Raw genomic sequence first — 14998 nt, 5'->3', positions numbered from 1 at the left:
TTTTTTTGTTAAAATATTAAGTGTATTATTTCTAATTTCGTTCAAATAGAATATTTTAGTAGTTCCAACATAACTATTGATATGAATAAGAACATTATACCTTTTGCATTAATACTTTCATCGCTTACATTGGCTCAAAATACACCACCATCAATCAGGCATAATAATACAACGTACGAAACTTTATTAAACAACTCAAAGAAATCAACTTTGATAGAGAAACAGATTATTCAGATTTCGAAATTTAAAAATCTAAATTTTCAAGTAATAACAACTACGGATTTAACAACTTCAACTTCCGAAAAATATCTAGGTATTTCAACCGAATTTGAAACCTACGATACGATTTCTAAAAAGACATTAACTGTGGATAAAACCGAACTTTCCAAATTGATTGATGCATTACAAGTCCTATCACAAAAAGAAAATGAGAAAACAAACGGAATCGAAAGAAAGTATAAATTTGAGACAAGAAGCAATCTTGAATTCGGTGCTGTCTATAATGAAAAAAATAATGTTTGGATTAATTATATCGATTACCCAGCGAGTTTTAATCAAAAGTTTTTAATTGAATTTTCAAAAAATGAACTTAATGACTTAATAAAGATGTTAAAATCAGTTTCAGAAAAACTTAATTAAAATTTTAAATCCCAACTTCCTTGAAAAAACTGTCACTCCTTTTTAGCGTGCTAATTGCAACAACGCTTTTTGCACAGAAGACTTTTGTATTTTTTGGCTCTTATAATTGGGATAAAACCAAACCCGGAATCTACGTATATGAGCTTAATACCAAAACAGGAAAACTCAAAAAAGTAACCACCACCAAAGACATTAAAAACCCATCTTACCTCACATTATCTCCAGATGGAAAATTTGTTTTTGCTTGTACAGACACCAAAACTCAATATGACGGTTCGGTAAGCAGTTTCGAATTTAATCCAGAAAATAAATCTTTAAGCTTTATCAATTTACAAAAAAGCGGTGGCGAAAATCCCGTTTATTTAACAGTTCACAAAAACGGTAAATGGCTTGTCAATACTAATTATACAGAAGGAAGTGCGTCTGTTTACCCTATTTCTGATGCTGGAGTCATTGGTCCGTATGCTCAAAATTTTCAGTTCTCAGAAGGAAGTGTTAATCCAAAACGTCAAGATCGCTCGCATATTCATTCAACGGTTTTTTCACCGAATTTTAATTATGTTTTTATGCCTGATTTAGGAGCTGATAAAATTAGAATTTTTAAATTTGATAGTGATAAAAAAGAGCCATTATCAGAAGCTGAACCTAGCTTTAGTGCATCAGTTTTAGGAAGTGGTCCAAGGCATTTTACATTTCATCCCAATGGAAAATATGCGTATTGCATTGAAGAAATGGGTGGTGCTGTAAGCGTTTATGAATATCAAAATGGTCAATTAAAAACTCTACAGAGGATCTTCACACATCCGGAAAACCAAGAAGGCGATTTCGAAAGCTCAGATATTCATATTTCGCCTGATGGTAAATTTCTATATGCCACCAATCGTGGTACAGAAAACAATATTGCCATTTTTTCAATTAACGAAGATGGAAAATTAAAAAATGTAGGCTATCAATCAACTTATGGAAAGCATCCAAGAATTTTGGCAATTGATGAAACAGGGGATTTTCTAATAGCAACAAATGTCCAAACTAGTAATGCAACTGTTTTTAAAAGAAATAAAGAAACTGGTTTATTACAGAAAGTATCAAAAGTAAAAGGGCTGAAAAATGTGTCGTGCGTGCAGATTAAAACTTATTATTAAACATTATCCTTTTTTGATTAACTTTAGAAAAACACTGATATGAAAAAAGCTTTACAAATACTATTTTTCCTTGTATCTCTTTTTAGTTTTAGTCAAAAAACTTACAATTTTGATAAAGAGCTTGTTTACTTCCTTTATAAAGGTGATGAGAAAAAAAATCTTTTTGAGGAATCTATTTTTATAAATTCAAAAGACAAATCTTATTTTATAAAAGTTTTTGGTAGTGAAGGTCAAAGATTTGCACTTCTTTATGATATCACCAACAATGTAAGACATGATTTTGATTTAATTAAAAATAAAGAAAAAGGAGAAAATTATCTTGATTTTAAGTTTGATACAAGTGTAAATCTTAATTTGAAACAGAAAACTAAAACCCCGAATTTTGAATTTAATTTACTCGACAATAATCATCAGTTAGTTATTTATAAAAATGATAAAAGAAAAAGTCGACGAGAAATAATTACATATTCTATAAAGCCCACAGATAAAAACTTATTTTTTGCTTTTAGAGCAATAGCTTTACATCCGTTTGAGTTAAATCAAGATTTTGATTCTAAAGAAAATATTTTAGTTGAAAATGCAAAAATCCTTAGAGGAAAACAAATTTTAAACTATGAATTAAAATTTACGAAAGATGTAAATTTAACGTTAGAAATACCAGCGAAAAATTAACTTAAAACCTTCTCAAAAGCCTTTCTAACGCCACCTCCAACAAAAACTTCGCCGCAGTACTGGTAACCGAGTTTATCCATAATACACAGCATCGCAACATTATCGAAATTGGTATCGACTTTCACACTGAAAATATTCTTAGATTTCGCAAGAACTTCAACCTCATTAAAGAATCGTGTTGCAATGCCCATTCCTTTCGATCGTTTAGCTCCCGCAACGCGATGTATCACCACATAATCGCCGTTGGTCAACCACGCTCCTTGAATGTCGTTGTAAGCAGGCTCAATACCGAAAATCGCAGCGCCATAAGCTAAAATTCCGTGTTCGTCTTCAATCACATAAGCAGAGCCAGTTTCTAAATCTTCCGCAATGGAATCCTGATTTGGGTAGCCATTTTGCCATTGCGCACTGCCGTCATTTTTCCGACTTTGAATGGCGAATTGTAAGATTTCCCAAATCTCATCAATATCTTGGTATGTTGCTTTTCTAAAGTTCATCAAGTAAAATTAATTACAATATTTCTCAACCTTCTCCTCCAAATCTTCTAAATTAAAGGGTTTCGCGATAAAATCATCCGCTTGTGCTTCTTTGGCTAGAGCAGAAATATCATTGTTGGCGGTTACGTAAATAACGGGAATAGATTTAAATTCGTCATGAGATTTCAAAAGTTTTGTAGCTTCGACACCACCGATATTCGGAATCCAATTGTCCATAAGGATGACGTTGGGTTGAAACTCCGCTACTTTTTCGATGATATCGTGTGAGGTTTCGGAGATTTTTACCTCGTAACCAGCATCTTCAAAAATGATGCTCACCACCTCCAAAATAAAGGCATCATCGTCAAAAATTAGTATTTTTTTCTTATTCATTTTCTTTATTTTCAAAAATATTTCTTGTTTTACAATTCGTCAATTCGAGTAAAATTCTGAACAGAATTTGTATCGAGAATTTATTTTTCAAATCAAATTTCTCGATACATTTTTCTTCGCTTCGCTCCGAAAAACACTCGAAATGACGCTCGTCATTTTTAATTCTTCAACTTATTAATTTTCCCAGCCAAGTCTTTCGGATCGAAAACACAATCGTAATCCACTTGAGCCATCGCATGTTTCGGCATGTAATCCACTTCTGCAGTTTCTGGATTTTGAATCCAAACATCACCGCCATTTCGCTTAATATACTCTAAACCTTCCACACCATCGGCATTTGCACCAGAAAGTAAAATTGCCACCGCATTTTCCCCAAACATTTCAGCAACCGATTTATAAGTTACATCAATTGATGGACGCGAATAATTCACCTTTTCTGAAGCGTCCAAAGATACTCTATTTTTAGATTCAAAAAGCATGTGATAATCGCCTGGTACAACGTACATTTTATTGATTTCAATTTCGCTTTTATCTTCAATTTCGAGAACTTCCATTTCTAAAAATTGCTGTAACAAGTATGGCAAAATATTGCTTGCTTGCGCTTTTCGGTGAACAACAATGACAATCGGAAATCCTAGCTGCGTATCCAAAGATTTAATCATGTCAAGAATGACCTGCAGACTTCCTGCAGAGCCACCTATAACTACGATTTCCGTCTTTTTGTTATTCATTTTTATTGAATATTTTTAAACGCGAAAATTAACAAAATTACTTTAACAATTTATTTTTTAAAGTAAAATAATCTGAAGTCTTATTTTTATTTCTGTTTTCAGAGGTTAAAGATTTAGCCTAATGATGCTCCACTTTCTTCCAGATTTTTTGATTGTCCACTTGGTTGTAATTTTTATCCAAATTAGAAAACCTTAAGGTTTCTTTGGAACCCAATGCCAAATAGCCCAAATTCTCCAAACTTTCATCAAATAACTTAAAGACGTGCTCTTGTAAAGTCTTATCAAAATAGATCAAAACATTACGACAAATAATCAGTTGAAAGCTGTTAAAAGACGAATCTGAAACCAAATTATGTGTCGATAAAATCAGTTTTTCTTTTAAACTAGAATCAAATTTTACAATGTCATAATTCGCAGTGTAATAATCGGAGAACTCTTTTTTTCCACCAGAAAGAATGTAATTTTCGGTATATAATTTCATTTGCTGAATAGGGAAAACGCCTGCTCTAGCCTTCTCCAAAACTGATGGATTGATGTCGGTACCGTAAATTAAACATTTGTGATACAAACCTGCTTCCTTCAACAAAATAGCGATAGAATAGGCTTCTTCTCCTGTTGAGCAACCCGCAACCCAAATCCTAATTAACGGATAAGTTCCTAATTGTGGTAAAATATCTTCGCGCAAAGCCTTAAAAAAACTGGGATCACGAAACATTTCGGTGACATTTACAGTGATTTCTTCCACAAAACGCTTCAAATATTCAGGATCGTTCATCAACGTGTAGCGCAATTCGGCATAACTTGTAAATCGATCAATCAAACATATGCGATTAATTCGACGCTTGAACGAGGCGCGACTGTAATGCGAAAAGTCGTAACCGTACAATTCGTGGACATCTTTTATTAGATATTCAACCTCTTCATCTTTTACAATACTTGGCTCTAACATCAAAATAATTTTTCCATAGCGTTCATCAAAACATCAACATTTATCGGCTTAGAAACGTAATCTTGAGCGCCTGCATCCAAACATTTTTGCTTATCCTCAGGCATCGCCTGTGCCGTTACTGCGATAATCGGTATTTGCTTAATATCCTGCAAGTTTCTAATAATTTTTGTGGCTTCATAACCATCCATATCGGGCATCATCATATCCATCAACACCACATCAAAATCGTTTTGAGATTTCAACATTTGGATAGCTTCTTGCGCCGAAGTCGAACTTTCCAATTGAAAACCTCTCGATTTTAGCGTGAGTTTTAAAGCAAATATGTTACGCGGATCGTCGTCCACGATGAGCACTTTCTTATTCATAATTCTAAAATCAAAATTAACTTTCGTACATCCAAACACGGAGTAAGGATAACAATTGGTCGGTATCTACAGGCTTCGAAATGTAGTCGGAAGCACCAGCTTCAATACATTTTTCACGTTCTCCAATCATAGATTTTGCCGTGATGGCAATCACAGGAAGTCGCATGTATTTTGGTTGTTTACGGATTTCGCGTATGGTTTCGTAGCCGTCCATTTCAGGCATCATCATATCCATTAAAACCACGTCGATATCTGGGTTTGCAGCCATTTGTTCTAAGGCTTGTTTGCCGTCCATTGCCAAAACAACTTCCACTTTATATTTTTCTAAAACTTTGGTTAGCGAGAAAATGTTGCGAACATCATCATCGGTAATTAGGATTTTTTTACCGCTCAAAACTTCTGTCAACGAGCCAAGCGTGGAGTTTTTTCTATTTTCTTCTGTGCTATTTTTTTCTTCTACCAGATGTAAAAACAAACCAACTTCATCTAAGATTCTTTGATATGAATGCGCTGTTTTCACAACAATAGAATCAGCGTATTGTTTGATTTTTAACTCCTCAGATTTCGATAAACTACGATCAATAAAGATAATTATCGGTAGATTTTCTAAACCTTCGTGTTTTTTTATGGTTTCAATAATTGAATATTCTTCACCACGAGAATTTTCAACGTTCAAAATCACGCAATCCACGTTCTGATCAATGAACGCCGTCACGCAATCCTCCGCTTTATCTTCCACAGAGGCCGAAATATTGAAATTGCTCAAAAAGTACGAAAGCGCGGTGGCATGTTTCGCATTTTCCTCTACAATAAGCACTTTTTGAAGGGTTTTGCTTAGAGCTTCTTCAATTTTTTTGAAAACTTCAGCCATTTGTTCTAATGCCATCGGTTTGTTGATGAAATCGATGGCGCCTTTCATCAAACTTTCTTTTTTCACGTGCAGAGACGACATCATGTGCACAGGAATATGCTTGGTTTGAAGATTTCCTTTTAATTCATCCATTACTTGCCAACCATCTTTTACAGGTAGTTGAACATCCAACAAAATCGCCGACGGACGGTATTGCAGTGCTGCAGGAAGTGCATAATCGCCACGAACCACCGCTATTGCTTTGTAATTTTGAGTGTGCGCATATCTCACCAAAGCTTTTGCGAAATTAACGTCATCTTCAACAATCAAAATCACTTTATCGTCTTTTGCAATAAAATCTCGATCGTCAGGAACATCTTCTGGAATGCCCAAAATCTCGATTGGATCATGCAATTCGTCGTCCTCAAAAGCAATAATTTCTTTGATTTCTTGAACATCTTCTTGAATGGTTTCAATTAAATCTTGGTCCTTATTCACGTATTCGACCTTCAATTTTGAAGTCATCGGAATCACCAAACTGAACTCGGAACCTTCATCTACTTTTGAAGACAATCGAAGTTCGCCTCCCAATAATTTTGCAATTTCTCGGCTGATGGAAAGTCCAAGTCCAGTCCCGCCAAACTTACGTCTGGTAGAACCATCCGCTTGTTGAAACGCTTCAAAAATAATACGTTGTTTGTCTTCTGGAATCCCGATTCCCGTATCTTTTACAGAGAAAATAACAAATTCTTTTTGTGTAGGATCTTTCTTAATATTTAGACTAATACTGCCTTTAGAAGTAAATTTAAGAGCGTTTGACATTAGATTTCTCAAGACTTGATCAACACGAAGTCTGTCGGTTTCAATAGTTTGACGTAAATCTGAATCGATATTAATATTAAACTCCAAACCTTTTTCCTTCATTAATGGATTGAATAAATTACGCAAATCCTTTACTACATCTTCTATTAGAACGTGTTGATACTCTAAATTCATTTTACCAGATTCAATTTTTGCTAAATCTAAAATCTCATCAATTAAGGTCAACAAGCTACTACCCGAACTTTGAATTACTTTTGCAGATTCTATTTGATCTTCAGTTAAATTATCGTCTGGATCTTCCGCCATCAATCGAGAAAGCAGTAAGATCGAATTCAACGGTGTGCGCAATTCGTGGGACATATTCGCCAAAAATTCCGACTTGTATTTTGTACTTAACGCCAATTCTTCTGCCTTCTTCTGGATTTCAATATTACGTTCTGCTATCAAATGATTTTTCTCTTCTAATAGCTTCGAACGCTCTTCCAATTCGGCGTTAGTTTGCATTAATTCTTCTTGCTGAACTCTCAATTCTTCTTCTGATGCTTGTAATCTTTGCGTCTGAGCTTCTAATTCGGTATTTAAATTCTCTAATTCAGAATGCTGAACTTGCAATTCCTCCGACTGCGCTTGAGTTTCTTCCAATAATTTTTGCTCTTTTTCACGACCTTTTGCTGCGCTTATTGCAATACCAATAATTCGGCAACTTTCTGCAAAAAAATCAACATCATCCTCATGGAAATTGTTACGCGAATTTAATTCAATAATTCCGATCGCTTGACGACCATGCATAATGGGAACCAGCAAAATTCCGTTGATATGCAACTTGGTACTTGCAAAACTTGCCACCACATCTTTCTCTAAAATATCATTGTAAACACGAGGCGTATTCTTAATAAAAACTTGTCCAACCATGCCTTCACCTATATTAAAGTGGTTTTTCATGCTGCTTTCTAAACCATATGAACTTTCAAGTTTTAATACATCATCATTCAACAAATAAAGTGCGCCACTGATGCAATTTCCGTACTCCACCAAATGCGCCAAAGCCTTTGTAGTTGTCTCTTTAATGGATTTATTCCCGACCAAAGATTCGTTGAGAACTGCCAAACCTTTTTGTCGCCAATCGCTTTTATTAATGGTTTCAAAAGACGTTTTCAGGGCATCGGTCATGTGATTTAAAGAACCAACCAATTCACCTAAATTATCGGATTCAGAATCATTAATTCGTAAACTGTAATCGCCTTTGGCAACGCCGTTTGCAATCTTTTGAATCGCCGAAACTCGCGCCGTCATTTGTTCATCTTTAGAAACCAATGCTTTTTCTAATTTGTCACGACGGAGAATATCACTTCGAAGTTTAAAATAAAGAAAAGCCGTAATCCCAATCGCGCCAAGTGACGAAAATAGAAGGAAAATTTTGGTGATCAACGCAGATTCTTTGAGATCGACATTTTTAAGTTCTAAAACATCTTCTTCATGCTTCACAAAATCAGCCACCAATTTGCGACTTTTGTCCATGTAGAACTTGCTACGAAGCATATCGGATTGCGAAACATCCAAATTTTGACGCTTCTTATCAATCATACTTTGCAAAACGCCAATTCGGCTCTGCACCGAACTTTGAAGACTGTCAACACGATCATTTTGAATTTTATCGTCGTTGCCCAAATCTTTTAAACGAGCAATCGCCTTCGGAAATTCTTCCAAACCACGATTATACGGCTCTAAAAACTCTTCTTTGCCTGTAATTTGAAAGCCTCGATTTCCTGTTTCAGCGTCTAAAAGTGACACCAAAACGTCTTTTATCGCGGTTATGGATCGTCTTGAATTGGACAAACTTTCGCGGTTTTCCATTTGTTTTTGAATGCTTAAATACGATGCAATTGAGGTCGCAATAAGCAACAACAGCGACATTCCCACGCCAAATTGTAGATTTCTGATTGTTTTTCCTGCCATAAATTTACTTTATTGGTAAGGTGAAATAAAAAGTTGATCCTTCATCAATAATGCTGGAAAGACCAATGCTTCCGCCATGTTGCTTGATGATTTCTGCACAAATGTAAAGCCCAATTCCCATGCCTTGAAACTGCAGGGAAGACTCTTCAACACGATAAAATTTATTGAAAACCGCATCTTGCTTGTACTCGGGAATCCCGATTCCGAAGTCGGTTACACTGATTTTAACATCGTTTTCGTCCACAGAAGTGGTTACGATAACTTTGTTATTTTTCGGTGAATATTTTATGGCGTTGGTTAAGAAATTGATTAAAACTTGCTCCACACGAATGGCGTCAAACGGCATTAAAAAATCTGGTTTTTGTCCGTGTCTTTCAATGCTTACGCTGTTTTCATCATGAGTTTGAATAATCGTTTCAATCGCGTTATGAATTACATTTTCCAAATTGGTTGGCTGTAAATTCATCTTCAATTTTCCGTTTTCAATTTTGGAAACATCGAGCAAATCGGTAATAAGATTATTCAGTTTATCAATTTGATCCTGAACTTTTGCCACGTAATTGGCTTCAGGACTTTCTTTGTCAAGTTTCAATTTGCGATCTAAAAGCTGAACGTAAGCTTTAATACTTGTTAACGGCGTTTTCAGCTCATGGCTTGCGATACTTAAAAATTCGTCTTTTTCCTTCTCAACCCTTTTTTGATCGTTGATATCGGTGAATGTTCCCACCCAATTTTTCGCTTCCGAATTTTCTAAAATCGGGGACATCCTCAATAAATGATAACGGTACTCTCCCGTTTCGATATTTTTAATTCGAGCCTCAAGTGCGATGGCTTCTAGGTTTTCACGTTGACGCCCAAATTCGTCCACTAAATCTTTATCATCGGGATGGACTTCCGGAAAGGATTTATCCGACTTCGAATATTGGAACCATCTTCGGTTAACGAACTCAATTTCGCCCGTATTGCTCAGTGTAAAAGCAATTTGAGGAAGCGCTTCCAACATTTGCTGAAAATGGTCGAGCTGCGATTTCATCACAACTTGTGTTTCGCGACGGCCTTTTACTTCAAGTTCAAGGCTTTGTTTGATTTTCTTCAACTCCGCATTTTGCCCTTGAATATTGTAGTAGGTTTTCACCTTCAACATCAAAATATCTGGATCGATAGGCTTGGTCACATAATCGATTCCACCGGAAGCATAACCCTTTGTAATAAAGCGTTTGTCGGTATTCACAGCGGAAAGAAAAATAATCGGAATTTCTTTGGTCTTGCTATAACCGGCAAAAGTTTCTGCCACCTCGAAACCATCCATTTCGGGCATTTGAACATCCAAAATTATCAATTGATAATCGTTGCGAAGCCCTTTTGCAAGAGCTTCTTCACCCGAACTTGCGGTATCCACAGGGAAATCCTGAGATTCCAAAAGCCTTTTCAGTGAAAATATATTGGATTGATTGTCGTCTACAATTAAAATCATAAATGTAAAAATAAGCTATTAATACAAGCTTTCATTAATAAAAAACAAAATTAATCAGATTTTTCAACAATTTAACTTCTATGCTTTAATTTTTCATAAACAGTTTATCATAAAAACTTTACAATTTGACAAAATGTAGAGTTTAGCTATTATTATTAATAAAACTTTATCTAAAAAAATAAAAAACTTTATTTTTGAAAATAAAAAATGGATGTTTCAAAAACACTTTACACATCACGATTATTAATACGACCGATTGAAGATGATGACATCACTTTTGTTCATAGAGCTTTATCAAATCCAATAATATATAATTTTTTGACCATCCGATATGATACATTAGAAGCTACAAAGGAACAAATGGAATGGTACAAACATTTGTCGGAGTCAGGAAAAGGCTTCTGGTGGGCAATTTGCGATAAAAATACCAACGAATTTTTGGGAGCTTGTGGTTTTAGTGGAATTATTAAAGAGCATCAAAAAGCAGAAGGCGGGTACTGGCTTCTACCAGAATATTGGGGAAAAGGATACATTGCTGAGGCTTTTGATACAGCTTGCGAATACGCTCATAAAAACATGAGAATCAAAAGAATAGAATGTGTTATTGAGCCTGAAAATGAGAATTCAAAAAAAATTATGACTAAATTAAATTTCAAATTCGAAGGTCGGATGCGTCAAGCTGAAATAAAAGATGGAAAATTTATTGATATTGACGTTTATTCTAAACTTAGAAACGAATAAAATAAAAGTATTAAATTCTGTAGTTTACTTATTATGAGAATAAGCCTTATAAAAAACTCAGTACTAATATTATTTGTAATGGTTCTTTCTGCTTGTGCGACTCAAAATGCTAGTAATAAATCTATACAAATAGATGAATTTACTTATGTTGATACTACAAGACATAGAGAGATTTCAGTGGCAATTTATCAACCTGAAAATATAGCAACCTCTAATAAAATACCAATAATTTTTAGTCACGGTTGGGGCGAAAATAAAGGTGGTGATAATAAAGTTTATTCCTATTTAACCGAGTTTTTAGCATCTAAAAGTTATACTATCTTCAGTATTCAGCATGAACTTGCAACCGATGAGATGTTAGCTATGGAAGGTAATCTACGAGAAACTCGTCTTCCAAATTGGCAACGTGGTGCGGATAACATTTTGTATGTCCTCAATCGGATTAAGACCGATTTCCCCAATTATGATTATCAAAAATTAATACTTATAGGTCATTCTAATGGTGGAGATATGTCTGTTTTATTTACTCATCAGCATCCAGAATTAGTTGATAAATTGATTTCGATGGACAATCATCGTATGGAACTACCGAGAACTTCTCAACCAAAAATTTACTGTCTTAGGTCTAATGATTATCCTGCTGATTTTGATGTTTTACCTAATAAAATTGAATTGAAAAAATATGGTATCATAATCGATTGGACCAATATTAAGCATTCGAGGATGGATAATGATGCAACACCTTAAGAGCGCAATTATATGACTAAGAAAATTTTAGATTATATTGAAAAGTAAAATAAATACTAAGACCATAATCTCAAACCACTAGACCAATTATAAGTGATGAATGATGAGTTGTTTTACAGAGATAATTAATAATTCATAATTAGTGACTCCTAACTAAAAGATATAACTCTTTTCCTTAAATCTATAACAAAGAAAGTTTTGCATTTCCGAATTTTGTATTATAAATTCAAGGAATATGGAACACACATATAAAGTTTTAGGAATGACTTGCTCTGGTTGTCAGGGGAAAATTACTGAAGCATTAAATAATATAGAAGGAATTCACGCTCATGTTAATTTAGAAAAAAGTGAAGCAGTGATACACGGCGATCGTGAGGTTAGTTTAGATGAACTTAACGAAGCTCTTTCACAAGCTGGAAACTACAAATTGCAAGACCCAAATGTAGTAGATAACACTTTTGTGAAGCCGCAAGATAGAGTTTCACCGTCGTCGGTTTATTATTGTCCAATGGAATGTGAAGGCGATAAAGTTTATTTTACGCAAGGTGAAAGATGCCCCGTTTGTAAAATGTACTTGGTACCGATTGAGGAGAAGAACCAAGAACCAAGAGTCAAGAGCCAAGAGGAGAAACATCATCATCATCATCATGCTCATCCAACAACCGACAACCATCAACCGCCAACCAACCACGATAACGCGGGAAAATATTATTGTCCGATGTATTGCGAGGGCGACAAGGTTTACGATTCCAATGTGGGTTGTCCCGTTTGTGGAATGGACTTGGTGAAATATCCTGAAAAGAAAAAAGCGCAATACACTTGTCCGATGCATCCAGAAATTGTGCAAGACACGCCAGGCGATTGTCCGATTTGTGGAATGGATTTAGTAAAAATGCCCGACAAAAGTGACGATGAAGAGGATGAAACTTACAATATTTTAAAGAAAAAATTCTGGATTTCTTTGGCGTTCACACTTCCCGTTTTCATTTTGTCGATGGGTGGAATGTGGTATAATTTTCCGTTTTCGCACGAATTTCAGGCTTATATAGAATTGGCGTTAACGATTCCTGTTTTGTTTTATTCGGGATGGTTTTTAATGAAAAGAGGTTGGATTTCATTTAAAACTTGGAACCTCAATATGTTTAGTTTGATTGCTTTGGGCGTTGCTGCTGCATTTTTGTTCAGCCTTTTTGCCATGTTTTTTCCAAATATTATTCCGCACGAAATTCGTGGTCATGGTGGTAATATTCCTCTATATTTTGAGGCGGTCTGTGTGATTTTAACCTTGGTGATTCTTGGACAATGGATGGATGCAGCGGCTCACAAAAAAACAGGAAAGGCTATTCAAGAATTAATGAATCTTTCGCCTGATGAAGCTACTTTGGTGGAAGGCGATACTGAACGTAAAATTACTTTGGATGAAGTAAATATAGGTGATATTTTAAAAGTAAAACCAGGCGAAAAAATCCCAGTTGATGGTAAAATTATTGAAGGAAATTCGTCTATCGATGAATCGATGATTACGGGAGAGCCTATTCCTATTGAGAAATCTGAAAACGATAAAGTAACTTCTGGAACCATCAACGGAAATCAAGTTTTCTTGATGAAAGCCGAAAAAGTTGGCGACGAAACTTTGCTTTCACAAATCATCAAAATGGTGAATGAAGCAAGCCGTAGTCGCGCTCCAATTCAGAAATTGACGGATAAAGTTTCTAAAGTTTTTGTTCCAGTAGTGATTTTAGTTGCTATTTTAACCTTTATTTTATGGCAAGTTTTCGGTCCAGAAGGTCAAAAAACATTATTTGCATTCGTGAACGCTGTTGCGGTTTTAATTGTGGCTTGTCCATGTGCTCTAGGTTTAGCAACGCCAATGTCATTAATGGTTGGAATTGGAAAAGGCGCGAAAAACGGAATTTTAATTAAAAATGCCGAAGCACTTGAACAACTGAACAAAGTAAACGTTTTAATCACCGATAAAACAGGAACTTTAACCGAAGGAAAGCCTTCCTTGGAGCATATTGAAGCTGTTAATGATGCCACCGAAACTAAGATTTTACAAGTTGCCGCTTCTTTAAATCAAAATTCAGAACATCCACTTTCAAACGCTGTTCTAAAGAAAGCAAAAGAACACAACATTGCATTTGAAAAAGTAGAAAACTTTGAAAACGTTTCTGGTAAAGGTGTTCAAGGGAATATTAATGGAAACAAAACTTATTTAGGAAACGAAAATCTTTTAACTTCAAACGGAATTGTCATTCCCGAAATTTTAAAACAAAAAGCCACCGAAGTTCAGTCAAAATCGCACACAATCTCTTATGTAGCTGAAGGAAACCAAGTTTTAGGCTTTGTGAGTTTTACAGATAAAATTAAAGAAACGTCTAAAAAAGCGGTTGAGTTTTTATTAAAAGAAGGCGTTGATGTTATGATGATGACAGGTGACAACGAAAACACCGCAAAAGCCGTCGCAGACGAACTTGGAATCAAACATTACATCGCAAATGCACTTCCGCAAGACAAATTGAATGAAGTTAAAAAATTGCAGTCCGAAGGAAAAATTGTTGCTATGACAGGTGATGGAATTAACGACGCTCCTGCTCTTGCACAATCTAACGTGGGAATTGCGATGGGAACGGGAACCGACGTTGCGATTGAAAGCGCAGAAATGACTTTGCTAAAAGGCGATATTTTGGGCGTTGCAAAAGCAAAAATGTTAAGCGAAAAGCTACTGAAAAACATCAAAGAAAATCTATTCTTTGCGTTTATTTACAACGTTCTAGGAATTCCGTTAGCAGCAGGTTTGCTCTACCCTTTCTTCGGAATCTTGTTGTCACCGATGATTGCCGCCGCAGCAATGAGTTTTAGTTCGCTTTCTGTAATTTTAAATTCTTTGAGATTGAATGCTGTGGATTTGGATGTGAAGTAAAAAGTTAAAGCATTATTAAAGAAAAACTTGTTGATATTCTCAGCAAGTTTTTCTATTTTTAAACTGTAAGTCTCCCCAAACGTTGGACAGAATTATACCCTCATTTTGTATTGTAAAA

Annotated in this window: 13 protein-coding genes; 6 read left to right on the top strand and 7 right to left on the bottom strand. The window is 35.1% G+C overall.

What is annotated here, in order from left to right:
- Window positions 1-81: 81 nt before the first annotated feature.
- Genes RT037_RS11275 through RT037_RS11265 form a run of 3 tightly spaced genes read left to right on the top strand, consistent with a single transcriptional unit; the run spans window position 82 to window position 2453 of the window.
- A complete protein-coding gene (locus tag RT037_RS11275) occupies window positions 82-639 on the top strand; it encodes a hypothetical protein (RefSeq protein ID WP_313031234.1) in 558 nt (185 codons plus the stop codon).
- 20 nt (window positions 640-659) lie between these two features.
- Window positions 660-1781, top strand: coding sequence for a lactonase family protein (locus RT037_RS11270; RefSeq protein ID WP_313031232.1), 1122 nt, complete (start codon window positions 660-662; stop codon window positions 1779-1781).
- Between the two features lie 39 nt (window positions 1782-1820).
- Window positions 1821-2453 (top strand): hypothetical protein, encoded by a 633-nt coding sequence (locus tag RT037_RS11265; protein WP_313031229.1) that lies wholly within the window; start codon window positions 1821-1823, stop codon window positions 2451-2453.
- On the opposite strand, the gene RT037_RS11260 is transcribed toward RT037_RS11265, so the two are convergent.
- From RT037_RS11260 to RT037_RS11230, 7 genes are all read right to left on the bottom strand, one after another.
- Window positions 2450-2950, bottom strand: coding sequence for a GNAT family N-acetyltransferase (locus RT037_RS11260; RefSeq protein WP_313031227.1), 501 nt, complete (start codon window positions 2948-2950; stop codon window positions 2450-2452). The two genes, RT037_RS11265 and RT037_RS11260, sit on opposite strands and share 4 nt — an antisense overlap.
- 9 nt (window positions 2951-2959) lie before the next feature.
- The gene (locus tag RT037_RS11255; protein WP_312324387.1) at window positions 2960-3322 is read right to left on the bottom strand and encodes a response regulator; all 363 of its coding nucleotides are present in this window, start codon (window positions 3320-3322) and stop codon (window positions 2960-2962) included.
- 158 nt (window positions 3323-3480) lie between these two features.
- A complete protein-coding gene (locus RT037_RS11250; protein ID WP_313031223.1) occupies window positions 3481-4053 on the bottom strand; it encodes a chemotaxis protein CheB in 573 nt (190 codons plus the stop codon).
- 118 nt (window positions 4054-4171) lie between these two features.
- Window positions 4172-5002: a protein-glutamate O-methyltransferase CheR gene (locus RT037_RS11245; protein ID WP_313031221.1), complete on the bottom strand. Its 831-nt coding sequence runs from the start codon at window positions 5000-5002 to the stop codon at window positions 4172-4174.
- Window positions 5002-5367 (bottom strand): response regulator, encoded by a 366-nt coding sequence (locus RT037_RS11240; RefSeq protein ID WP_312322558.1) that lies wholly within the window; start codon window positions 5365-5367, stop codon window positions 5002-5004. Before RT037_RS11240 ends, RT037_RS11245 begins: the two co-directional genes overlap by 1 nt.
- 16 nt (window positions 5368-5383) lie before the next feature.
- Window positions 5384-8995, bottom strand: coding sequence for a response regulator (locus RT037_RS11235; protein WP_313031220.1), 3612 nt, complete (start codon window positions 8993-8995; stop codon window positions 5384-5386).
- Window positions 8996-8999: 4 nt separating this feature from the next.
- Window positions 9000-10469, bottom strand: a complete 1470-nt coding sequence (locus RT037_RS11230) for an ATP-binding protein (RefSeq protein ID WP_313031218.1) — start codon at window positions 10467-10469, stop codon at window positions 9000-9002.
- Between the two features lie 207 nt (window positions 10470-10676).
- On the opposite strand from RT037_RS11230, the gene RT037_RS11225 reads away from it, so the two are divergent.
- From RT037_RS11225 to RT037_RS11215, 3 genes are all read left to right on the top strand, one after another.
- Window positions 10677-11210 carry a GNAT family protein gene (locus RT037_RS11225; RefSeq protein ID WP_312322563.1) on the top strand — a complete coding sequence of 178 codons (534 nt, stop codon included), beginning with the start codon at window positions 10677-10679 and terminating at the stop codon, window positions 11208-11210.
- Between the two features lie 177 nt (window positions 11211-11387).
- Window positions 11388-11957 (top strand): alpha/beta hydrolase, encoded by a 570-nt coding sequence (locus RT037_RS11220; RefSeq protein ID WP_312322565.1) that lies wholly within the window; start codon window positions 11388-11390, stop codon window positions 11955-11957.
- 235 nt (window positions 11958-12192) lie between these two features.
- Window positions 12193-14880, top strand: coding sequence for a heavy metal translocating P-type ATPase (locus RT037_RS11215; protein ID WP_313031216.1), 2688 nt, complete (start codon window positions 12193-12195; stop codon window positions 14878-14880).
- Window positions 14881-14998 lie beyond the last annotated feature (118 nt).

The organism is Soonwooa sp., assembly GCF_032062245.1.
Classification (GTDB): domain Bacteria; phylum Bacteroidota; class Bacteroidia; order Flavobacteriales; family Weeksellaceae; genus Soonwooa.
Note: the sequence above shows the minus strand (reverse complement) of the source record. Positions and strands in the feature narration are given on the sequence as shown.